19 protein-coding genes and 1 pseudogene are annotated in these 21,161 nt (G+C 54.0%); 16 read left to right on the top strand and 4 right to left on the bottom strand.

Features of this window, described 5'->3' with window-relative positions:
* Positions 1-96 precede the first annotated feature (96 nt).
* Positions 97-1,287, bottom strand: a complete 1,191-nt coding sequence (gene malE, locus FDW98_RS09620) for a maltose/maltodextrin ABC transporter substrate-binding protein MalE (protein WP_096758727.1) — start codon at positions 1,285-1,287, stop codon at positions 97-99.
* 371 nt (positions 1,288-1,658) lie between these two features.
* Between malE and malK the strand changes: the two genes are divergently transcribed.
* The 5 genes from malK (at position 1,659) to ubiA (ending at position 6,833) form a co-directional block, all read left to right on the top strand.
* On the top strand, positions 1,659-2,768 hold the full coding sequence (gene malK / locus FDW98_RS09610) for a maltose/maltodextrin ABC transporter ATP-binding protein MalK (protein WP_096758726.1): 1,110 nt from the start codon (positions 1,659-1,661) through the stop codon (positions 2,766-2,768).
* Between the two features lie 75 nt (positions 2,769-2,843).
* Entirely contained in the window at positions 2,844-4,205 is a 1,362-nt protein-coding gene (locus FDW98_RS09605; RefSeq protein ID WP_096758725.1) for a maltoporin, read from the top strand.
* Between the two features lie 113 nt (positions 4,206-4,318).
* Positions 4,319-5,269, top strand: a complete 951-nt coding sequence (gene malM / locus FDW98_RS09600; protein ID WP_096758724.1) for a maltose operon protein MalM — start codon at positions 4,319-4,321, stop codon at positions 5,267-5,269.
* Between the two features lie 180 nt (positions 5,270-5,449).
* Positions 5,450-5,947: a chorismate lyase gene (ubiC, locus tag FDW98_RS09595; protein ID WP_096758723.1), complete on the top strand. Its 498-nt coding sequence runs from the start codon at positions 5,450-5,452 to the stop codon at positions 5,945-5,947.
* A gap of 13 nt (positions 5,948-5,960) precedes the next feature.
* Complete coding sequence (gene ubiA, locus FDW98_RS09590) at positions 5,961-6,833, top strand: 4-hydroxybenzoate octaprenyltransferase (RefSeq protein ID WP_096758722.1); 873 nt, start codon at positions 5,961-5,963, stop codon at positions 6,831-6,833.
* 53 nt (positions 6,834-6,886) lie between these two features.
* Here the strand turns inward: ubiA and plsB are convergent, their stop codons facing one another.
* Complete coding sequence (gene plsB, locus FDW98_RS09585) at positions 6,887-9,307, bottom strand: glycerol-3-phosphate 1-O-acyltransferase PlsB (protein WP_096758721.1); 2,421 nt, start codon at positions 9,305-9,307, stop codon at positions 6,887-6,889.
* A gap of 170 nt (positions 9,308-9,477) precedes the next feature.
* On the opposite strand from plsB, the gene FDW98_RS09580 reads away from it, so the two are divergent.
* The 4 genes from FDW98_RS09580 to FDW98_RS09565 all read left to right on the top strand — a co-directional run bounded on the left by FDW98_RS09580 (position 9,478) and on the right by FDW98_RS09565 (position 12,362).
* A complete protein-coding gene (locus tag FDW98_RS09580; protein ID WP_045438520.1) occupies positions 9,478-9,846 on the top strand; it encodes a diacylglycerol kinase in 369 nt (122 codons plus the stop codon).
* A gap of 109 nt (positions 9,847-9,955) precedes the next feature.
* Complete coding sequence (gene lexA / locus FDW98_RS09575; RefSeq protein ID WP_096758720.1) at positions 9,956-10,564, top strand: transcriptional repressor LexA; 609 nt, start codon at positions 9,956-9,958, stop codon at positions 10,562-10,564.
* A gap of 131 nt (positions 10,565-10,695) precedes the next feature.
* Entirely contained in the window at positions 10,696-12,015 is a 1,320-nt protein-coding gene (gene dinF / locus FDW98_RS09570; protein ID WP_096758719.1) for an MATE family efflux transporter DinF, read from the top strand.
* 137 nt (positions 12,016-12,152) lie between these two features.
* Positions 12,153-12,362 (top strand): CsbD family protein, encoded by a 210-nt coding sequence (locus FDW98_RS09565; protein WP_096758718.1) that lies wholly within the window; start codon positions 12,153-12,155, stop codon positions 12,360-12,362.
* Between the two features lie 44 nt (positions 12,363-12,406).
* Here the strand turns inward: FDW98_RS09565 and zur are convergent, their stop codons facing one another.
* Positions 12,407-12,925, bottom strand: a complete 519-nt coding sequence (gene zur / locus FDW98_RS09560; protein ID WP_096758717.1) for a zinc uptake transcriptional repressor Zur — start codon at positions 12,923-12,925, stop codon at positions 12,407-12,409.
* Positions 12,926-13,042: 117 nt separating this feature from the next.
* On the opposite strand from zur, the gene FDW98_RS09555 reads away from it, so the two are divergent.
* The 3 genes from FDW98_RS09555 (at position 13,043) to pspG (ending at position 14,997) form a co-directional block, all read left to right on the top strand.
* Positions 13,043-13,531, top strand: a complete 489-nt coding sequence (locus tag FDW98_RS09555) for a cupin domain-containing protein (RefSeq protein ID WP_096758716.1) — start codon at positions 13,043-13,045, stop codon at positions 13,529-13,531.
* Positions 13,532-13,622: 91 nt separating this feature from the next.
* Positions 13,623-14,621, top strand: coding sequence for a tRNA dihydrouridine(20/20a) synthase DusA (gene dusA / locus FDW98_RS09550; RefSeq protein WP_096758715.1), 999 nt, complete (start codon positions 13,623-13,625; stop codon positions 14,619-14,621).
* A gap of 133 nt (positions 14,622-14,754) precedes the next feature.
* On the top strand, positions 14,755-14,997 hold the full coding sequence (gene pspG / locus FDW98_RS09545; protein ID WP_096758714.1) for an envelope stress response protein PspG: 243 nt from the start codon (positions 14,755-14,757) through the stop codon (positions 14,995-14,997).
* Positions 14,998-15,225: 228 nt separating this feature from the next.
* On the opposite strand, the gene FDW98_RS09540 is transcribed toward pspG, so the two are convergent.
* Complete coding sequence (locus FDW98_RS09540) at positions 15,226-16,209, bottom strand: quinone oxidoreductase (RefSeq protein WP_096758713.1); 984 nt, start codon at positions 16,207-16,209, stop codon at positions 15,226-15,228.
* 61 nt (positions 16,210-16,270) lie between these two features.
* On the opposite strand from FDW98_RS09540, the gene dnaB reads away from it, so the two are divergent.
* From dnaB to aphA, 4 genes and pseudogenes are all read left to right on the top strand, one after another.
* On the top strand, positions 16,271-17,686 hold the full coding sequence (gene dnaB, locus FDW98_RS09535) for a replicative DNA helicase (protein WP_096758712.1): 1,416 nt from the start codon (positions 16,271-16,273) through the stop codon (positions 17,684-17,686).
* Between the two features lie 31 nt (positions 17,687-17,717).
* A complete protein-coding gene (gene alr, locus FDW98_RS09530) occupies positions 17,718-18,797 on the top strand; it encodes an alanine racemase (RefSeq protein WP_096758711.1) in 1,080 nt (359 codons plus the stop codon).
* A gap of 131 nt (positions 18,798-18,928) precedes the next feature.
* A complete protein-coding gene (gene tyrB, locus FDW98_RS09525; protein WP_096758710.1) occupies positions 18,929-20,122 on the top strand; it encodes an aromatic amino acid transaminase in 1,194 nt (397 codons plus the stop codon).
* A 261-nt stretch (positions 20,123-20,383) separates the two neighbouring features.
* A pseudogene (gene aphA, locus FDW98_RS09520) lies at positions 20,384-21,097 on the top strand (acid phosphatase AphA).
* Positions 21,098-21,161: the final 64 nt, after the last annotated feature.

Below are 21,161 nucleotides of genomic sequence, written 5' to 3'. Positions count from 1 at the left end.
GCAAAAATGCCTGATGGCGCTGCGCTTATCAGGCCTACAGTGATTTGTAGGCCGGATAAGGCATTCATGCCGCCATCCGGCACGTGCGCTACAGCATTACTTGGTGATACGACCTTGTGCATCTTTCAGCGCAGCATCAACGGTTTGACGACCGCTGGCGGCGTTGATCACTGCGGTACGAACGGCATACCAGAATGCAGACATCTGCGGGATGTTCGGCATGATTTCGCCTTTCTCGGCGTTACCCATGGTGGCCGCGATACGTGGATCTTTCGCTAACTCTTCCTGGAAGGATTTCAGCGCGACGGCACCCAGCGGTTTGTCCTTGTTCACTTCATCCAGACCCTGATCGGTCAGCAGGTAGTTTTCGAGGAACTCTTTCGCCAGTTCTTTGTTCGGGCTGGCGGCGTTAATACCGGCGCTCAGTACGCCGACAAACGGTTTAGACGCTTTGCCTTTGAAGGTTGGCAGCAGCGTTACGCCGTAGTTCACCTTGCTCTTATCGATGTTCGACCAGGCCCACGGACCGTTGATGGTCATCGCGGTATCGCCTTTGTTAAAGGCCGCTTCAGCGATGGAGTAGTCGGTATCCGCGTTCATGTGTTTGTTCTTAATCAGGTCAACCAGGAAGGTCAGACCCGCTTTCGCGCCAGCGTTATCCACGCCCACGTCTTTGACGTCGTATTTGCCGTTTTCAAACTTGAACGCGTACCCGCCGTCGGCAGCAATCAGCGGCCAGGTGAAGTACGGTTCTTGCAGGTTGAACATCAGGGCAGATTTGCCTTTCGCCTTCAGCTCTTTATCCAGCGCAGGAATTTCTTCCCAGGTTTTCGGTGGGTTTGGCACGAGGTCTTTGTTGTAAATCAGCGACAGTGCTTCAACGGCGATCGGGTAGGCGATCAGCTTACCGTTGTAACGTACGGCATCCCAGGTGAACGGGAACAGTTTGTCCTGGAACGCTTTGTCTGGCGTAACTTCAGCCAACAGACCCGATTGCGCGTAGCCGCCAAAACGGTCATGTGCCCAGAAGATGATGTCCGGGCCGTCACCGGTCGCGGCAACCTGCGGGAATTTTTCTTCCAGCTTATCCGGATGTTCAATGGTGACTTTGATGCCGGTGTCTTTCTCGAATTTTTTACCCACTTCAGCGAGGCCGTTATAGCCTTTGTCGCCGTTGATCCAGATAACCAGTTTGCCCTCTTCAATCTTGGCGAGAGCCGAGGCGGAAAACATCATCGTCGTCAATGCAGACAATGCGAGGATGCGTGCGCCGGTTTTGATTTTCATATTCCCCATCCTTTTTGGTGATGTGCGCTTGGATACACAGAGGTGGCTTAACGGTGTCTAGTTTCTTTATACGACAACCTCTTTCCATCCTCCTTACCCCTACGCCCCACCCCTTCTTTATGTGATCTGTGTTACAGAAATGTGAGTAATGCGTGCTGGCGCACATAAAAACCCACTGATTTTTGCGGGCAACATCACGAAATTCCTTGGCGGCGTACGGCCCGGGTCTCAGACGCGACTCTCTCATCCTCCCGCCTCCTCCCCCATAAAAAAGCTGGGGGGTGGAGGATTCACGCTCCTAATGGATAACGCATAGTCAGCCCATGATGAATGTTGCTGTCGATGACAGGTTGTAACGAAGGGAGAAGGGCATGGCGAGCGTACAGCTGCGAAATGTAACGAAAGCCTGGGGTGACGTGGTGGTATCGAAGGATATCAATCTCGACATTCACGAAGGAGAGTTCGTGGTATTTGTCGGACCGTCAGGCTGCGGTAAGTCGACCTTGCTGCGTATGATCGCCGGGCTGGAAACTATCACCAGCGGCGACCTGTTTATCGGGGACACCCGAATGAACGACATCCCGCCCGCCGAACGCGGCGTGGGTATGGTCTTCCAGTCCTACGCGCTGTATCCCCATTTATCCGTCGCCGAGAACATGTCTTTCGGTCTCAAACTGGCCGGTGCCAAAAAAGACGTCATGAACCAGCGTGTGAATCAGGTCGCTGAAGTCCTGCAGTTGGCGCACCTGCTTGAGCGTAAGCCAAAAGCACTCTCTGGCGGTCAGCGTCAACGCGTGGCGATTGGCCGTACGCTGGTGGCTGAACCGCGCGTGTTCCTGCTCGATGAACCGCTTTCTAACCTGGATGCAGCACTGCGTGTGCAGATGCGTATTGAAATCTCCCGCCTGCATAAACGTCTGGGCCGCACGATGATTTACGTCACCCACGATCAGGTCGAAGCGATGACGCTGGCTGACAAAATCGTGGTGCTGGATGCGGGCCGCGTCGCGCAGGTCGGCAAGCCGCTGGAGCTGTATCACTACCCAGCCGACCGCTTTGTGGCGGGCTTTATTGGTTCACCGAAGATGAACTTCCTGCCGGTGAAAGTCACCGCAACCGCAATCGATCAGGTGCAGGTTGAATTACCTAACCGCCAGCAAATCTGGCTACCGGTAGAAAGCCGTGCCGTGCAGGTTGGCGCCAACATGTCCTTAGGTATTCGCCCGGAACATCTGCTGCCCAGCGATATCGCTGACGTCACCCTCGAAGGTGAAGTTCAGGTGGTCGAGCAGTTGGGCCACGAAACGCAAATTCATATCCAGATCCCCGCCATCCGTCAAAACCTGGTGTACCGCCAGAATGACGTGGTGTTGGTAGAAGAGGGTGCCACATTCGCTATCGGCCTGCCGCCAGAGCGTTGCCATCTGTTCCGTGAAGATGGCACTGCATGTCGTCGGTTGCATCAAGAGCCGGGCGTTTAAGGTGTCCCATTAAAAAAAAGCGCAAATCCGTCAAGGTGAAGCGTTCAAAGAAAAGCAATGATCTCAGGAGATAGAATGATGATTACTCTGCGCAAACTCCCTCTGGCGGTTGCTGTAGCAGCAGGCATTATGTCTGTTCAGGCAATGGCCGTGGATTTCCATGGTTATGCTCGTTCCGGTATCGGCTGGACGGGTAGTGGCGGCGAACAACAGTGTTTCCAGGCAACCGGTGCACAAAGTAAATACCGTCTCGGTAACGAATGTGAAACCTATGCGGAAATTAAACTGGGTCAGGAAGTGTGGAAAGAGGGCGATAAGAGCTTCTACTTCGACACCAACGTCGCCTACTCCGTAGCACAGCAGAATGACTGGGAAGGAACTGACCCGGCATTCCGTGAAGCAAACGTGCAGGGTAAAAACCTGATTGAATGGCTGCCAGGTTCCACCATCTGGGCCGGTAAACGTTTCTATCAGCGTCATGATGTGCACATGATCGACTTCTACTACTGGGATATTTCAGGTCCTGGTGCCGGTATTGAAAACATCGATCTGGGCTTCGGTAAACTGGCGCTGGCAGCGACCCGTTCTCAGGAAGCGGGCGGCTCTTACGCGTTCAGCAGCCAGAATATTTATGATCGTACCAAAGACACCGCCAACGACGTGTTCGATGTGCGTTTAGCGCAAATGGCGATTAACCCGGACGGTATGTTGGAACTGGGTGTGGACTACGGTCGTGCTAACACCACCGATGACTACAGACTGGCAGATGGCGCATCAAAAGATGGCTGGATGTTCACCGCTGAACATACCCAGAGCATGCTGAAAGGCTATAACAAGTTTGTTGTTCAGTACGCGACAGACTCCATGACCACGCAGGGTAAAGGCCTGAACCAGGGCTCTTACGGTTCTTCTACTACCACAATTGAAGATCCAGTGACCGGCGTTAAGACCAACTTCGCCAATAACGTGGTGAATAACAACGGTAGCTTGTTCCGCGTGCTGGACCACGGTGCTATCTCGCTGGGCGACAAATGGGACCTGATGTATGTCGGTATGTACCAGAACCTCGACATGGATAACGACCTGGGTACCGAATGGTACACCGTGGGTATCCGTCCGATGTACAAATGGACGCCGATCATGAGCACCCTGCTGGAAGTGGGTTATGACAACGTGAAATCGCAGCAGACCAGCGATCGCAACAGCCAGTACAAAGTCACCCTGGCGCAACAATGGCAGGCGGGCGACAGCATCTGGTCTCGTCCGGCAATCCGCGTCTTCGCAACCTATGCCAAATGGGATGAAGAGTGGGGCTACGTGAAAAATGGTAACGACGTTACCAAATTCGCGGCAGCAACCAACTCTGGTCTCAGCACCACCAGCCGTGGCGACAGCGATGAGTGGTCCTTTGGTGCCCAGATGGAAATCTGGTGGTAATCCAGCATTAACCTGACGTAAAGACCGAAAGAGGGGCGTAAGCCCCTCTTACTTAAGGTTTAGCGCGCTATTGCCTGGCCACCGCTGAACCCATGCTATCTGAGGTGATAACAATGAAAATGAAGAAAAGTCTCGTTGCCCTTTGTTTATCTGCAGGGTTATTTGCCAGTGCGCCCGGCATCAGCCTGGCCGATGTGAATTTTGTGCCGCAGAACACCACCGGCGCACCCGCGATCCCCACTGCCGCACTGCAACAATTAACCTGGACGCCTGTTGATCAATCCAAGGTTCAGTCCACACAGCTTGCGACCGCCGGTCAGCGTCTGGACGTAGCGGGGATTAGCGGTCCGGTTGCCGCCTATAGCGTACCGGCCAATATTGGTGAGCTGACCCTGACGCTCTCCAGTGAAGTGAACAAACAAACCAGCGTATTTGCGCCAAACGTCCTGATTCTTGATCAGAACATGACGCCATCTGCTTTCTTCCCCAGCAGCTATTTCACCTATCAGGAGCCCGGCGTGATGAGCGCGGATCGCCTGGAAGGGGTCATGCGCCTGACGCCAGCGCTGGGCCAGCAGAAGCTCTATGTTCTGGTCTTCACCACCGAGAAAGATCTTCAGCAGACCACGACTCTGCTTGACCCGGCAAAAGCCTATGCCAAGGGCGTGGGTAACGCCGTGCCGGATATCCCGGATCCAATCGCCCGTCATACCACAGATGGCTTGCTGAAACTAAAAGTCAAAACCAGCTCCTCCTCCAGCGTGCTGGTCGGGCCGCTGTTTGGCTCATCCGGTCCGGGACCAGTGACGGTAGGCAACACTGCCGCACCAGCAGCGGCCTATGCGGCTCCGGCTGCGGTGGCAGCTGCCCCGGTCGCCGCACCAGCCCCGCAGAAAAGCGAGCCGATGCTGAACGACACGGAAAGCTATTTTAACCAGGCGATTAAGGATGCTGTGGCGAAAGGCGATGTCGATAAAGCGCTGAAGCTGCTTGATGAAGCTGAACGTCTGGGATCCAAATCTGCCCGTTCCACCTTTATCAGCAGTGTAAAAGGCAAGGGGTAACCGTCTCCCCACATTGCTGATTTTGCAACAACTGGTGCGTCTCCTGGCGCACCTTTTTTTATCCTTCCATGCTACTTGTTATGCTTGTGTTGCTCCGCCGATCACTTAATCATGTTTGCTCACCCCGTAATGCCTTTTCTGCGATACAATGCCTGAACGTGATAAATCGGAGAGTAAGGCATGCCACACCCTGCGTTAACGCAACTGCGTGCGCTGCGTTATTTTGATGCGATCCCGACGCTGGACCCCCAACTGCTTGACTGGTTGTTACTGGAAGACTCCATGACCCAACGTTTTGAGCAGCAGGGAAAGCAGGTCAGCGTAACGTTGATACGAGAAGGATTTGTTGGGCAAAATGAGGTGGCCGAAGAACTGACGCTGCTGCCGACAGAATCCCGCTATTGGTTACGTGAAATCCTGCTCTGCGCGGATGGTGAACCCTGGCTTGCCGGGCGCACCGTGGTGCCGGAGTCGACATTGTGTGGCCCTGAACTGGCCTTGCAAAATCTGGGGAAAACCCCGCTCGGGCGCTACCTGTTTACGTCATCGACATTGACCCGAGATTTTATTGAGATTGGCCGCGATGCAGAGCTGTGGGGGCGTCGTTCCCGCCTGCGGCTGAGCGGTAAGCCACTGATGCTTACCGAGCTTTTTTTACCTGCATCGCCGTTGTACTGAGAGGAAGATAAAGATGGAGTGGAGTCTGACGCAGAATAAGCTGCTGGCGTTTCACCGCTTGATGCGTACGGATAAGCCAATCGGCGCCTTACTGCTGCTCTGGCCAACGCTGTGGGCGTTGTGGGTGGCGACCCCTGGGGTTCCGCAATTGTGGATCCTCGCGGTGTTTGTGGCTGGCGTCTGGTTAATGCGCGCCGCCGGATGCGTGGTGAATGATTATGCTGACCGCAAATTTGACGGTCATGTGAAACGCACCGCGAACCGACCGCTGCCAAGCGGTGCCGTGACGGAGAAAGAAGCTCGCACGTTGTTTGTTGTGCTGGTGTTGCTCGCCTTCCTGCTGGTCCTGACGCTCAACACGATGACCATTTTGTTGTCGATTGCCGCGTTGGCGCTGGCGTGGGTTTATCCCTTCATGAAGCGCTATACGCACCTACCGCAGGTGGTGCTGGGTGCGGCGTTTGGCTGGTCTATCCCGATGGCGTTTGCCGCCGTGAGCGAGTCGGTGCCGCTCAGCTGCTGGTTGATGTTTCTGGCCAATATTCTCTGGGCAGTGGCTTATGACACCCAATATGCGATGGTCGACCGCGATGATGACCTGAAGATTGGCATTAAATCGACCGCTATCCTGTTCGGCCAAAACGACAAACTGATTATTGGTCTTCTGCAAGTGGGCGTACTGGTGCTGATGGCGCTGGTGGGCTGGCTGAACGGACTGGCGCTGGGCTATTACTGGTCTTTGCTGGTGGCTGGGGCGCTGTTTGTGTATCAGCAGAAGCTGATCGTTAACCGCGAGCGGGATGCCTGCTTTAAAGCGTTTATGAATAACAACTACGTGGGCCTGGTGCTGTTCTTAGGCCTTGCGATGAGTTACTGGCATCTTTGAGTTTTAGTCTGCGATAAAATAAAAACCGGTCATTTTGACCGGTTTTTTTATGCTTACTCACCCTGAGTGGCGCTCTCGATAGTCAGACGGACATCCGACGTCACCAGTTCGGCCAGCATCTGGTATATCTTCATCGTCTCTTCCGGCTCGGCATCTCCGGTGTCGCTGATGTAGCCTTCGTCACGCAGGGTCAGCACCAGGGAACTGAACACCGCTTTATCGAAGAATTCCGGTGCGTTGATACCGTGCAGTACGGAAAGACGTTGAGCGACGGTGCGGCTCTCTTTCTCCAGCGTACCGCGGTTGATAGACGGGTTCGCGCTCAACAGCCAGAAGGTGATGGCGTAGCGCTGCAGAGTCTCACGCGCACCTGCGGCCAGCAGCTGTAGCGTGCGGGAGCGTGCCGGGTTGATTTGCAGCTCATCGTTTTGCAACGTAATCAGACCCTGACGCTGCATTTCTCCAGCCAGTTCGTCGATCACCCCTGTAAGCTCATCGCGCTCCCAGCGCAGGAACAGCTCGGCTTTCAGCATCGGATACAGTGCATCAATATGTTGCTGCAATGCGACGCGTGAAATCCGGCGATGCTGAGTCACAATCGCCGCCATCAGTGACGGCAGTACCAGCATATGCGCAATGTTGTTGCGGTAGTAAGTCATCAATACCGCCTGCTCGCGCGGCAGAATGATGATGTCACCGATGGTATCTTTCTCGACCTCAAACTTGTTCATCTGCAGGGCGTGATCGATAAGCTCACTGGCACTCTGCGTCGGAACCGTTGCATCTGATGCATACGGTACGTTACGCAGCAGGCTGAGGTAGCAATCAAGCTGCTCAGTTAACTGCTCGCGGGTCAGGGAACGCTGGCGGGATGCCAGTAGCGCGGTACAGCACAGGTTCATGGCGTTGGCCGCACCGGCGTTGTTAATGCGCACCATCAGATCGGCGGCAATGTTATTGACCGTCGGCGTCAGCCAGGCAGGGCGAATCGACTCGATAGGATCGATAGACTCACGCCACTCCGGCACGTGCTGGTTGAGGTAGGTCATCAATGGCATTGGTTCGCCAAAGTTGACGTAGCCCTGACCCAGATTACGCAGCTTGCTTAAGCCACGCAGCATCTGCGGCAGGCTCTCTTTCTCTTTTGTCGCGCCACGCAGTTCTTTCGCGTAGGTGCCGACTTCCATCACGTGCTCGTAGCCAATGTAAATCGGCACCAGGGTGATAGGACGCGTACCGCCGCGCAGCATCGCCTGGATGGTCATCGACAGCGTGCCGGTTTTCGGATCCAGCAAACGACCGGTACGTGAGCGCCCGCCTTCGACAAAGTACTCAACCGAATAACCGCGGCTGAACAACTCGCCAAGGTATTCGCGGAAGACGGTGGAATAGAGCTTATTGCCCTTGAAGGTACGACGAATAAAGAACGCACCCAGGCGGCGGAAAATCGGGCCTGCCGGCCAGAAGTTCAGGTTGATCCCGGCCGCAATGTGCGGAGGAACCAGCCCCTGGTGATACAGAACGTACGACAGCAGCATGTAATCCATATGGCTGCGGTGGCAGGGGACATAGACAATTTCATGCCCGTCGTGCGCCAGTTGGCGAACGCGTTCTGCATTGTGAACGTTAATACCCTGATACAGTCGGTTCCAGGTGAATCCCAGAATACGGTCAGTCAGGCGGATCATCTCGTAGGAGAAGTTGGCGGCGATCTCTTCCATCAGCGCAATGGCATTTTGCTGCGCTTTTTCGTGGGAGATTTTTTTACTGCGGGCTTCATCTTCTACCGCACGGGCGATTGCTTTTGAGGCCAGCAGTTTATTAAACAGATCCTGGCGGGCAGGGAGGCGCGGGCCAACTGCGGCTAAACGCTGACGGGCAAAGTGCATACGCGCCACGCGCGCCAGTTTCTGAGCGATGATTTTATCCGTACCGTGTTCGTCTGCCATGCGGCGCAGAGAGACCGACGGCGAGAAACGGACAAAACTGTCGCGACCGAGCCAGGAAACGGCGAAGAATTTCTGTACGCCGTTCAGTATGCGCAGCGGCGGGTTGGCTTCACCTTTTTCGCGGCCAGGCGCGCGGCCAAACATCACCGAAACCGGCACCATCTGCACATCCAGGTCAGGATTGCTGCGATGCAGATCGAGATAGTTATGGAACAGCTTGATGGACTCTTCTTTTGGCGTGTAATAGGTGAACACACGCGGACCGCCGTGAATAAACACGTAGCGCGGCAGTAAAGTCCCGTCTATCTCCAGCGGTTCCAGGGGATCGGGGAGGTCGTGCACCAGACATTGGGCACGCAGCGTCAGCAAGTCTGCTTTTGAGTTGTACGGTAGGACGTACATAATGGGACGAGAGGTATCGAGTCCCAACTCCGGGGCAGGTTCTGCCGGAATAGACTTGCTTTTTACCAGGACGCTTAATGGTAAATTCAGTAATTTGTAGTAAATTCGTGGCCAGCCGGACATAAACGATGTAAAGCCTCTGGTTAATAATGCAAATGCGCTGCAAGGATATCAGAAAGTTTAGTGAATTTCTGGTGTATCCCGTGATACTTTGCGCTGCTTTGCCACACCCGGAAACAAACGGGGTAACGTTACAATGACATTGACGCTAATAATGTAAAAAGGTTCTTTTGATGGCCAATAATACCACTGGATTCACCCGAATTATCAAAGCTGCTGGCTACTCGTGGAAAGGTTTTCGCGCCGCATGGATAAATGAAGCAGCATTTCGTCAGGAAAGCGTTGCCGTACTGCTGGGCGTCGCCATCGCCTGCTGGCTGGACGTCGACGCCATTACCCGTGTGTTGTTGATTGGTTCAGTCATGCTGGTGATGATCGTTGAAATCTTAAACAGCGCTATTGAAGCAGTGGTCGACCGTATTGGATCGGAGTATCACGAACTTTCCGGTCGAGCGAAAGATATGGGGTCGGCGGCTGTTCTGCTGTCTATTTTTGTCGCCCTGATCACCTGGGGCATCCTGTTGTGGTCCCATTTTCGATAAGGATTCCACAACTTCATAAATCTCCTGTTTTTTGTGCAGTTTGCGGTTCCAAAATCGCCTTTAGCTGTATATACTCACAGCATAACTGTATATACACCCAGGGGGCGGAATGAAAGCGTTAACGGCCAGGCAGCAAGAGGTGTTTGATCTCATTCGGGATCACATCAGCCAGACAGGTATGCCACCGACGCGTGCGGAGATCGCGCAGCGTTTGGGATTCCGTTCCCCAAACGCGGCTGAAGAACACCTTAAAGCGCTGGCGCGTAAAGGGGTGCTCGAAATCGTCTCTGGCGCATCGCGTGGTATTCGTCTGTTGCATGAAGAAGAGGTAGGATTACCGCTTGTAGGCCGCGTTGCTGCAGGTGAGCCGCTGCTGGCGCAACAGCACATCGAAGGCCACTATCAGGTTGATCCATCCCTGTTCAAACCTAATGCTGATTTCCTGCTGCGCGTCAGCGGTATGTCAATGAAAGATATTGGTATTATGGATGGCGATCTGCTGGCAGTGCATAAGACACAGGACGTGCGTAACGGCCAGGTGGTTGTTGCCCGCATTGATGATGAAGTGACGGTTAAACGCCTGAAAAAACAGGGCAATAAGGTCGAGCTTCTGCCAGAAAACAGCGAGTTCAAACCGATCGTTGTCGACCTGCGTGAGCAGAACTTCACCATTGAAGGACTGGCCGTCGGCGTTATCCGTAACGGTGAATGGCTGTAACGATCTGTTGATTTCCTGTAGGCCGGATAAGACGTTTACGTCGTCATCCGGCAACGTGCCCGGTGGCACTCTGTTTACCGGGCCTATACGACTTTTTCCAGTATCTCTAACGTCTTCTCAGGCTCTCCTGTATGCCTTTTTTTACCTCCTCTGATAAAGCGCTCTGGCACCTTGCCCTGCCAATGATTTTTTCTAATATCACCGTTCCCCTGCTGGGACTGGTGGACACAGCTGTGATTGGTCATCTGGATAGCCCGGTCTATTTGGGTGGCGTCGCAGTGGGTGCGACGGCAACCAGTTTTCTCTTTATGCTGCTGCTCTTTCTACGCATGAGTACCACCGGGCTGACGGCTCAGGCATTTGGCGCAAAAAATCCGCAGGCGTTGGCCCGTGCGCTGGTGCAGCCGCTGATTCTGGCTTTGGGGGCGGGGGCGGTAATTGCGCTATTTCGTACGCCGATTATCGATCTGGCGTTACACATCGTGGGGGGGAGCGAAGCGGTACTGGAACAGGCCCGGCGCTTCCTTGAGATCCGTTGGCTCAGCGCGCCTGCCTCGCTGGCGAACCTGGTACTGCTCGGCTGGCTGCTGGGCGTTCAGTACGCGCGAGCACCGGTGATCCTGTTGATTGTCGGCAATATCCTCAACATTGTGCTCGATATATGGCTGGTGATGGGGCTGCATATGAACGTGCAGGGCGCCGCGCTGGCGACGGTGATTGCCGAATATGCCACGTTGCTGATTGGCCTGCTGATGGTGCGCAAGGTTCTCCACCTGCGCGGTGTTTCGCTCATGATGCTGAAACAGGCATGGCGCGGAAACTTCCGCCGTCTGATGGCGCTTAACCGCGACATCATGCTGCGTTCGCTGTTGCTGCAGCTGTGTTTTGGTGCGATTACTGTACTGGGGGCGCGTCTCGGGGGCGATATTATAGCGGTCAACGCCGTTCTGATGACCCTGTTGACCTTCACCGCCTATGCGCTGGACGGATTTGCCTATGCCGTGGAAGCGCACTCTGGTCAGGCTTATGGTGCGCGGGATGGCAGCCAACTGTTGGATGTCTGGCGCGTGGCGTGTCGACAGTCGGGCATTGTGGCGATCCTTTTTTCACTGGTCTATGCCCTGTTTGGCGAGCACATTATTGCGTCGTTGACCTCACTACCGCAGATTCAGCAACTGGCCGATCGTTACCTTATCTGGCAGGTGGTGTTACCACTGGTGGGCGTCTGGTGTTACCTGTTGGACGGCATGTTTATTGGCGCAACGCGTGCTGCGGAAATGCGTAACAGTATGGCCGTTGCCGCTGCGGGATTCGGCTTAACCTTATTCACGTTACCGCTGTTAGGTAACCACGGTTTGTGGCTGGCACTTGCCGTTTTTCTGGCGCTGCGCGGACTCTCGCTGGCTTTTATCTGGCGGCGTCACTGGCGAAATGGCACCTGGTTTTCCTGACTCGTATGGTTAAAAATTCCGAATAATAAATAGAACTCAGAATCACTGACTACACTTATTCTCACGTCCAGCAAAAAACATAGCGTGTCTGGACGCAGCACTCTCGCTATTCACAACCTAACGATGAGGATTTGATGATGAATAAAGACGAAGTCGGTGGTAACTGGAAGCAGTTGAAAGGTAAAGTGAAAGAGCAATGGGGCAAACTGACCGATGATGATATGACGGTCATTGAAGGTAAGCGTGACCAGCTGGTGGGTAAAGTCCAGGAACGTTACGGTTATGCGAAAGATCAGGCGGAGAAAGAAGTGAAGGATTGGGAAACCCGCAACGACTACCGTTGGTAATTATCCCCTCCCGCCTGAATGTACAAGGATGTACGTTCTCTCGCTTAGCGCCCGACCTTCTTTTTTACCTGAATCGTGTGATCATGCTGGCAGTCGCCAGGATGACGGCAGGCTTCAACTTCCACACAGACCTGACACAGGCCATGCGCTTCAATTACGTTATGACGTAGGGCAAAGCCCATTTTGGCCGCCAGCGTATGCATGATGTCTTCCACGCCTTCCGCACACTCTTCTTTCACCACGCCGCAGCGGTCACAAATGAACATCGCTGAGCTGTGGGTGGGCTGATCGAACAAATGGCAAAGCACGTAGCTGTTGGTGGATTCTACCTTGTGGACAAAACCTTGTTCGAGCAGAAAATCGAGCGCACGATAGACGGTAGGCGGTTTAGCCTGTGGTTCAGTTTCCCGTAATAAATCCAGCAGGTCATATGCGCTGATTGCCCCTTCCTGGAGGCTCATCAGGCGCAGCACTTCGAGGCGTTGCGGCGTGAGTCGCACGTTACGTTGCGCACAGAGTTTTTCAGCGTGAGCCAGCAACTCCTGCGTAGGGGTTCTTTCCATTTTGGCGCCTCGATTTGCGTGGAAGGTTAATCCCTTACTTTATCATGTTCTGCATAAAACGCCGAGATCAGCCGTGGTGTGCTATACCTGACGCATCGCAATACTGGAAAATATAAAATGAAAAGACCGGATTGTATTCGCCACTGGCGTGATGTGGAGGGGGCTGACGACGCTACCTATCCCGGAAGCGATGAGCTGTTTTCTATCGGCGCACCGCTTGCTCGTAAGCTGGGCTTGGGTCGCCTCGGCATTCACCATGAACGCCTGCCTCCGGGCCGTCGCACCTCGTACCCTCACGCCGAAAGCGACGAAGAAGAGTTTATCTACGTGCTGGAAGGGTATCCGGAGGCCTGGATTAACGGCTATTTATGGAAGCTGGAACCGGGGGATAGCGTCGGATTTCCAGCGGGAACCGGCGTGTGTCACACCTTTATCAATAACACCAGTGAAGAGGTGCGACTGCTGGTCGTCGGCGAGGCAAATAAAAAATTCAACCGCATCTACTACCCACTGAATCCGGTGTATGCGGCCACGCGCGAGGATCGCTGGGTTGACCATCCACCACAGTTTTTTGGTTCCCACGACGGTAAACCCGGATCGAAATAGCATGAGGGGGGCCGTGACGATGTGGCTCACTATCGTCGCGGTCTATGCTATAGTGGCGCCCCTTTTTTAACCGGATGCTTAATTATTCGCCATGCTGCCTGAATCTCAGTCCACCGCTTTCCCTGCACATCGTTTTTCTATCGCGCCGATGCTCGACTGGACGGACAGACACTGCCGCTACTTTTTGCGCTTACTGTCCAGCCAGACGCTGCTCTATACGGAGATGGTAACCACCGGGGCAATCATTCATGGTAAAGGCGACTATCTGGCGTATAGCGACGAAGAGCATCCGATAGCCTTACAGCTTGGTGGTAGCGACCCGGCCGCGTTGGCACAGTGTGCGAAGCTGGCGGAAGCGCGGGGCTATGACGAGATAAACCTCAACGTGGGCTGTCCCTCTGATCGCGTACAAAACGGGATGTTTGGTGCCTGCCTGATGGGCAATGCGCAACTGGTTGCTGACTGCATCAAGGCGATGCGCGATGTGGTATCAATTCCGGTGACGGTCAAAACCCGTATTGGCATTGATGACCAGGACAGCTACGAATTTCTGTGTGATTTCATCAACACGGTCTCCGGCAAAGGAGAATGTGAGATGTTTATCATTCATGCGCGCAAGGCCTGGTTGTCCGGGCTGAGCCCGAAAGAAAACCGTGAAATCCCACCGCTGGATTACGCCCGCGTGTACCAGCTGAAGCGTGATTTCCCGCAGTTGACCATGTCGATCAACGGCGGCATAAAATCGCTGGAAGAAGCGAAAGCGCACCTTGAACATATGGATGGCGTGATGGTGGGACGTGAAGCCTATCAGAACCCCGGTATTCTGGCGTCCGTGGATCGCGAAATTTTCGGTTCAACGGGTGCTGACGTGGACCCTGTTGCCGTGGTGCGCGCCATGTACCCGTATATTGAACGGGAACTGAGCCAGGGAACGTATCTGGGACATATTACCCGCCATATGCTGGGGCTGTTCCAGGGCATTCCGGGCGCGCGTCAGTGGCGTCGTTACCTGAGCGAAAATGCGCACAAAGCCGGTGCGGATATCAATGTGCTGGAACATGCGTTGAAGCTGGTAGCAGACAAACGTTAATTGTTCACCAAAAGTTAGTCAATTTCACCACGCCCTGCGCACTATCTCGGGGCGTTTTCTTTATAAATCAATCAATTAATTCTGGCATGATTTTTGTAATGGTTTAAGCAGAAATTCATTATGGGAGAGCATCATGCTGGAACTACTTTTTGTGATTGGCTTTTTTGTCATGCTGATGGTCACCGGCGTGTCGCTGTTGGGGATTCTGGCCGCGCTGATGGTGGCGACCGCCGTGATGTTCCTCGGCGGGATGTTTGCGCTGATGATTAAACTACTGCCATGGCTGTTATTGGCTGTCGCCGTGGTGTGGGTTATCAAGGCCATAAAAGCGCCAAAAGTCCCGCACTATCAGCGCAATAACCGTCGGTTTTACTAAGGTATTGAGCGGTACATCACAACCTGCAACATTGCCTTTAGAACCAAATAGGAATTGATTATTAAATCTGTCACTATTGCGCGGTTAACGAATTCATCGAGCTGTACCCTACATACAGCCGAACTAAAAAAAGAAAGGGCTTCCTACGGGAAGCCCTAATTCTTTTCTTCCCCGTCATAATTCAAACCGCAGGCGTGTTGGCTGCTTGAATTATTTAAGGGGGAAGTATCACGGGATCAGCAAACTCGACCCCTGCGTGGCCCGGCTTTCCAGTACTTCATGCGCCCGCTGGGCATCTTTTAACGCAAACGTCTGACCTTGCGCGATATCGACTTTAATCACGCCGCTGGCAATCAGTGAAAATAGCTCATTACTGGCTTCGGTCAATTCATGGCGGTTGGTGATGTAACCCTGCAGAGAAGGGCGTGTGGCGTACAGCGAGCCTTTCTGGTTCAGAATACCTAAGTTAACGCCGGTCACCGGCCCGGACGAATTACCAAAACTCACCATCAATCCCCGGCGTTGCAGGCAGTCCAGCGAAGCTTCCCAGGTGTCTTTACCCACCGAGTCATAAACTACCCGGACTTTTTTACCGCCCGTAATTTCTTTAACCCGCTCGACAATGCTCTCTTCGCGATAGTTAATCACCTGCCATGCGCCGGCCTGTAATGCAATTTGCGCCTTTTGCGCAGTGCTGACGGTACCAATTAGCTTCGCCCCCAATGCTTTTGCCCACTGGCAGGCAATCAGACCAACGCCGCCTGCGGCGGCATGGAACAGAAACGGCTCGTCAGGCTGGATTTCATAGGTTTTACGCAACAGATAGAAAACGGTTAACCCTTTCAGGTAGGACGCGGCAGCCTGCTCAAACGAGATGGCATCCGGTAAAATGGCGGCTTTATCGGCGGGGACATTATGTACGGAACTGTAGGCACCGAGCATTGACTGGGCGTAGACCACGCGATCGCCAACGCTGATGTGGGTTACTTTGCTACCGACTTTGCTGACCACGCCGGCCGCTTCGGTGCCGAGTCCGCTGGGCAGAGAAGGGGGCGAATACAGTCCGCTGCGGATGTAGGTATCGATATAATTGATGCCAATCGCTTTGTTTTCGACCTGGATTTCATGCTCGGCCGGATCAACGGGCGTAAAGTCCACAGCCTTCAGTACGTCAGGGCCGCCGTGCTTGTGAAATTCAATACGTGTTGCCATGCTTCCTCCAGAAATGTGGTAATCTTTCGACCCAATCATTATCTCGGTAACTCCATTCACTATGGCAGGAAATAAACCCTTCAACAAACAACAGACTGATGCTCGTGACCGCGATCTGCAGGTCGCCGGGCTGAAAGTACCGCCGCACTCGATTGAAGCGGAACAGTCGGTGTTGGGCGGTTTAATGCTGGATAACGAACGCTGGGACGATGTTGCCGAGCGTGTCGTCGCGGAGGATTTTTACACCCGACCGCACCGGCATATCTTCACCGAAATGCATCGTTTGCAGGAGATGGGCAAACCCATCGATCTGATAACCCTGGCCGAGTCGCTGGAAGTGCAGGGGCAACTCGACAGCGTCGGCGGTTTTGCCTATCTGGCTGAGTTATCTAAAAATACGCCAAGTGCGGCGAACATAAGCGCCTATGCGGATATCGTCCGCGAACGCGCCGTCGTGCGCGACATGATTTCGGTAGCCCATGAAATCGCGGAGGCCGGATTTGATCCGCAAGGGCGTTCCAGTGAAGATTTGCTGGATCTCGCGGAATCCCGCGTTTTTAAAATCGCCGAAAGCCGCGCCAATAAAGACGAAGGCCCGAAAAATATTACCGAGGTGCTCGACGCCACCGTCGCGCGCATCGAACAGCTGTTCCAGCAGCCGCATGACGGCGTCACCGGGGTGAATACCGGCTACGACGACCTCAACAAAAAGACTGCCGGTCTACAGCCGTCGGACCTGATTATCGTCGCCGCGCGTCCGTCGATGGGTAAAACGACGTTTGCAATGAACCTCGTCGAAAATGCGGCGATGTTGCAGGATAAGCCGGTACTTATCTTTAGTCTTGAAATGCCCTCCGAACAGATCATGATGCGTTGTCTGGCATCGCTGTCGCGCGTAGACCAGACCAAAATCCGTACCGGTCAGCTGGATGACGAAGACTGGGCGCGAATTTCCGGCACCATGGGGATCTTACTGGAGAAACGAAATATCTACATTGATGACTCCTCCGGCCTGACGCCCACGGAAGTGCGTTCGCGCGCACGCCGTATCGCCCGTGAACATGGCGGTATCGGACTGATTATGATCGACTACCTGCAGCTGATGCGGGTGCCGTCGCTCTCCGATAACCGTACGCTGGAAATTGCTGAAATTTCGCGCTCGCTGAAATCATTAGCAAAAGAACTGCATGTGCCGGTGGTGGCGCTGTCGCAGCTTAACCGCTCTCTGGAACAACGCGCCGACAAGCGTCCGGTCAACTCGGACCTCCGTGAATCGGGGTCTATCGAGCAGGATGCCGACTTAATCATGTTTATTTATCGTGACGAGGTTTATCACGAAAACAGCGACTTAAAAGGCATCGCGGAAATTATTATTGGTAAGCAACGTAACGGCCCAATCGGTACGGTGCGCCTGACGTTTAACGGCCAGTGGTCACGCTTCGATAATTATGCCGGACCACAGTATGACGATGAGTAACGCTCCGTCGTCCATTTATTAAGGAATTCAAATGCAAGCGGCAACTGTTGTCATTAACCGCCGCGCTCTGCGACACAACCTGCAACGTCTGCGTGAACTGGCACCTGCCAGTAAACTGGTTGCGGTGGTGAAAGCGAACGCTTACGGCCATGGTCTGTTAGAGACCGCGCGAACGCTCCCTGATGCGGACGCTTTTGGTGTCGCTCGTCTTGAAGAAGCTCTGCGACTGCGCGCGGGTGGGATCACGCAACCCATCCTGCTATTGGAGGGTTTTTTCGATGCCTCCGATCTGCCGACCATCTCCGCACAGCGGCTGCATACTGCCGTGCACAATGAGGAGCAGCTTGCGGCGCTGGAAGCGGCTGAACTGGCGGAACCCGTCACCGTCTGGATGAAGCTCGACACCGGGATGCACCGTCTGGGCGTACGTCCGGAGCAGGCTGAGGCGTTTTATCAACGCTTGACCCACTGTAAAAACGTGCGTCAGCCGGTCAACATCGTCAGCCACTTTGCCCGTGCAGACGAACCCGAATGCGGCGCGACGGAAAAGCAGCTTGAGATCTTCAATCACTTTTGTGAAGGCAAGCCGGGACAGCGTTCTATTGCCGCATCTGGCGGTATCCTGCTGTGGCCGCAGTCCCATTTCGACTGGGCGCGTCCGGGGCTAATTCTGTATGGCGTATCGCCGCTGGAGAATCATTCCGCCGGGACTGATTTTGGCTGCCAGCCGGTGATGTCGCTCACCTCCAGCCTGATCGCCGTGCGCGAGCACAAAGCGGGCGAACCTGTTGGCTATGGTGGAACGTGGGAAAGCGCGCGTGACACGCGCCTGGGCGTGGTAGCGATGGGCTATGGCGACGGGTATCCGCGTGCGGCGCCGTCCGGCACGCCGGTACTGGTCAATGGTCGGGAAGTGCCGATTGTTGGTCGAGTGGCTATGGACATGATCTGCGTTGATTTGGGGCCAGAAGCGCAGGAAAAAGCCGGCGATCCGGTGATTCTGTGGGGCGATGGTCTGCCCGTTGAACGCATTGCTGAAATAACGAAAGTAAGTGCTTACGAACTTATCACGCGCCTGACATCAAGGGTAGCGATGAAGTACGTGGACTGAATCTGGCTGTCTGCCGGATAAAGCGGTTCTGCCGCCATCCGGCAATAATCCTCTCAACATCCTCTCGATCTTCTCCCGCTTCCGGTTTATTGTGTTCTTATCCCCTGTCTGTAAACCTGGAGAACCACCACGTGTTTCAAAAAGTTGACGCCTACGCCGGCGACCCGATTTTATCGCTCATGGAGCGCTTCAAGGAAGATTCACGTCGTGACAAAGTGAATCTCAGCATCGGTCTGTATTACAACGAAGACGGGATAATCCCTCAGCTTAACGCCGTAAGCGAAGCGGAAGCCCGGCTCAATGCTCAGCCGCAGGGTGCGTCGCTGTATTTACCGATGGAAGGTCTGAACAGCTATCGCCACACCATTGCGCCACTGTTGTTTGGTGCAGAACACCCGGTTCTTCAGCAGCAGCGCGTGGCGACGATTCAGACGCTGGGGGGATCAGGTGCGCTAAAAGTAGGTGCGGATTTTCTGAAGCGTTACTTCCCTGATTCTGGCGTCTGGGTCAGTGACCCAACATGGGAAAACCACATCGCGATTTTTGAAGGGGCTGGATTCGAAGTAAGTACTTACCCCTGGTATGACAACACGACTAACGGCGTACGCGTCAACGACTTGCTAGCAACGTTAAAGACTTTACCCGCACGCAGCATTGTACTGTTGCATCCATGCTGTCATAACCCGACCGGTGCGGACTTGACGCCTGCGCAGTGGGATGCGGTTATTGAGATTCTGCAGGCTCGCGATCTGATCCCATTCCTTGATATTGCCTATCAGGGTTTTGGGGCGGGAATGGAAGACGACGCCTATGCGATCCGCGCCATTGCCAGCGCCGGATTACCCGCCCTGGTCAGCAACTCATTCTCTAAAATTTTCTCTTTATACGGTGAGCGTGTTGGCGGTCTCTCCGTGGTGTGTGAAGACGCCGAGACTGCAGGCCGTGTTCTGGGGCAGTTAAAAGCCACCGTGCGTCGGAACTACTCCAGCCCGCCTAACTTTGGGGCGCAGGTAGTTGCCGCCGTACTGGGCGATGACGCGCTTAAAGCCAACTGGCTGGCGGAAGTGGAAGCGATGCGCACCCGCATCCTGGCGATGCGTCAGGAATTGGTCAATGTTCTCCATGCCGAGATACCGGGCCGCAACTTCGACTACCTGCTGCAACAGCGTGGCATGTTCAGCTATACCGGATTGAGTGTCGCCCAGGTCGATCGTCTGCGCGATGAGTTCGGGGTTTACCTGATCGCCAGCGGCCGCATGTGCGTCGCCGGGTTGAATCACGGTAACGTCCAGCGTGTGGCAAAAGCGTTTGCTGCTGTCATGTAACCGGATTTGTCATTTCTCGCACAGTGTTGCCGGATGGCGGCGTAAACGCCTTATCCGGCCTACAAAGCATTGGATTTTTCGTTTGTAGGCCTGATAAGCGTCGCGCCATCAGGCTCGCTTTTTCTGTGTGATCATCCTCTTTTTCTGTAACAAAACGAGAGAAACCCCTTTCTTTCACCTTCCCCAGGGGGTAAGGTCAGGTAGTTTTTTGACCAGTTGTTAATAAAAAAATGATAACTAACTGACTACTTAGGGAAAAATATGCGCAAGATCACATTGGCACTTAGTGCCGTTTGCTTGTTATTCACGTTTAATCATTCCGCTCTGGCTTTAGTTTCTTCCCCTCCTCAGCTTAATCCAGGCACCAACGTTGCAAAACTCGCTGAGTAGTCTCCAGTTCACTGGGTCTCTGTTGCCCAGATTGAAAATAGCCTGACCGGACGTCCGCCGATGGCCGTCGGATTCGATATTGATGACACCGTTCTTTTTTCCAGCCCGGGTTTTTGGCGTGGTAAAAAAACTTACTCCCCGGAGAATGAGGATTACCTGAAGAATCCAGCGTTCTGGGAGAAAATGAACAACGGCTGGGATGAATTTAGTATTCCAAAAGAAGTGGCGCGTCAGTTGATTGATATGCATGTTCGTCGCGGCGACAGCATCTTTTTTGTCACGGGGCGTAGCCCGACAAAAACTGAAACGGTGTCCAAAACGCTGTCCGATAACTTTCATATTCCACCTGCCAACATGAATCCGGTTATCTTCGCCGGTGATAAAGCCGGACAGAACACCAAAACGCAGTGGCTGCAGGATAAAAACATCCGCATGTTCTACGGCGATTCCGACAATGACATCACTGCTGCACGCGACGTTGGGATCCGCGGTATTCGCATTTTACGCGCCTCCAACTCGACCTATAAGCCGCTGCCGCAGGCCGGGGCGTATGGTGAAGAGGTGATTGTAAACTCAGAATACTGAGGGTACAGGTTCTTTATTGGTGATTTTTTAAACAAATTTGCGTTGCTGGCTTTTACCTTTGGCA

This window comes from Citrobacter sp. wls711, assembly GCF_005281055.1.
Classification (GTDB): Bacteria; Pseudomonadota; Gammaproteobacteria; order Enterobacterales; family Enterobacteriaceae; genus Citrobacter; species Citrobacter gillenii.
Note: the sequence above shows the minus strand (reverse complement) of the source record. Positions and strands in the feature narration are given on the sequence as shown.

Coding starts and splice junctions, on each gene's coding strand:
- malE (WP_096758727.1), bottom strand. CDS start 1,287: ATGAAAATCAAAACCGGCGCACGCATCCTCGCATTGTCTGCATTGACG.
- ubiA (WP_096758722.1), top strand. CDS start 5,961: ATGGAGTGGAGTCTGACGCAGAATAAGCTGCTGGCGTTTCACCGCTTG.
- malM (WP_096758724.1), top strand. CDS start 4,319: ATGAAAATGAAGAAAAGTCTCGTTGCCCTTTGTTTATCTGCAGGGTTA.
- dinF (WP_096758719.1), top strand. CDS start 10,696: ATGCCTTTTTTTACCTCCTCTGATAAAGCGCTCTGGCACCTTGCCCTG.
- FDW98_RS09565 (WP_096758718.1), top strand. CDS start 12,153: ATGAATAAAGACGAAGTCGGTGGTAACTGGAAGCAGTTGAAAGGTAAA.
- FDW98_RS09540 (WP_096758713.1), bottom strand. CDS start 16,209: ATGGCAACACGTATTGAATTTCACAAGCACGGCGGCCCTGACGTACTG.
- dusA (WP_096758715.1), top strand. CDS start 13,623: ATGCTGCCTGAATCTCAGTCCACCGCTTTCCCTGCACATCGTTTTTCT.
- lexA (WP_096758720.1), top strand. CDS start 9,956: ATGAAAGCGTTAACGGCCAGGCAGCAAGAGGTGTTTGATCTCATTCGG.
- dnaB (WP_096758712.1), top strand. CDS start 16,271: ATGGCAGGAAATAAACCCTTCAACAAACAACAGACTGATGCTCGTGAC.
- FDW98_RS09555 (WP_096758716.1), top strand. CDS start 13,043: ATGAAAAGACCGGATTGTATTCGCCACTGGCGTGATGTGGAGGGGGCT.
- malK (WP_096758726.1), top strand. CDS start 1,659: ATGGCGAGCGTACAGCTGCGAAATGTAACGAAAGCCTGGGGTGACGTG.
- ubiC (WP_096758723.1), top strand. CDS start 5,450: ATGCCACACCCTGCGTTAACGCAACTGCGTGCGCTGCGTTATTTTGAT.
- zur (WP_096758717.1), bottom strand. CDS start 12,925: ATGGAAAGAACCCCTACGCAGGAGTTGCTGGCTCACGCTGAAAAACTC.
- alr (WP_096758711.1), top strand. CDS start 17,718: ATGCAAGCGGCAACTGTTGTCATTAACCGCCGCGCTCTGCGACACAAC.
- FDW98_RS09580 (WP_045438520.1), top strand. CDS start 9,478: ATGGCCAATAATACCACTGGATTCACCCGAATTATCAAAGCTGCTGGC.
- FDW98_RS09605 (WP_096758725.1), top strand. CDS start 2,844: ATGATGATTACTCTGCGCAAACTCCCTCTGGCGGTTGCTGTAGCAGCA.
- pspG (WP_096758714.1), top strand. CDS start 14,755: ATGCTGGAACTACTTTTTGTGATTGGCTTTTTTGTCATGCTGATGGTC.
- plsB (WP_096758721.1), bottom strand. CDS start 9,307: ATGTCCGGCTGGCCACGAATTTACTACAAATTACTGAATTTACCATTA.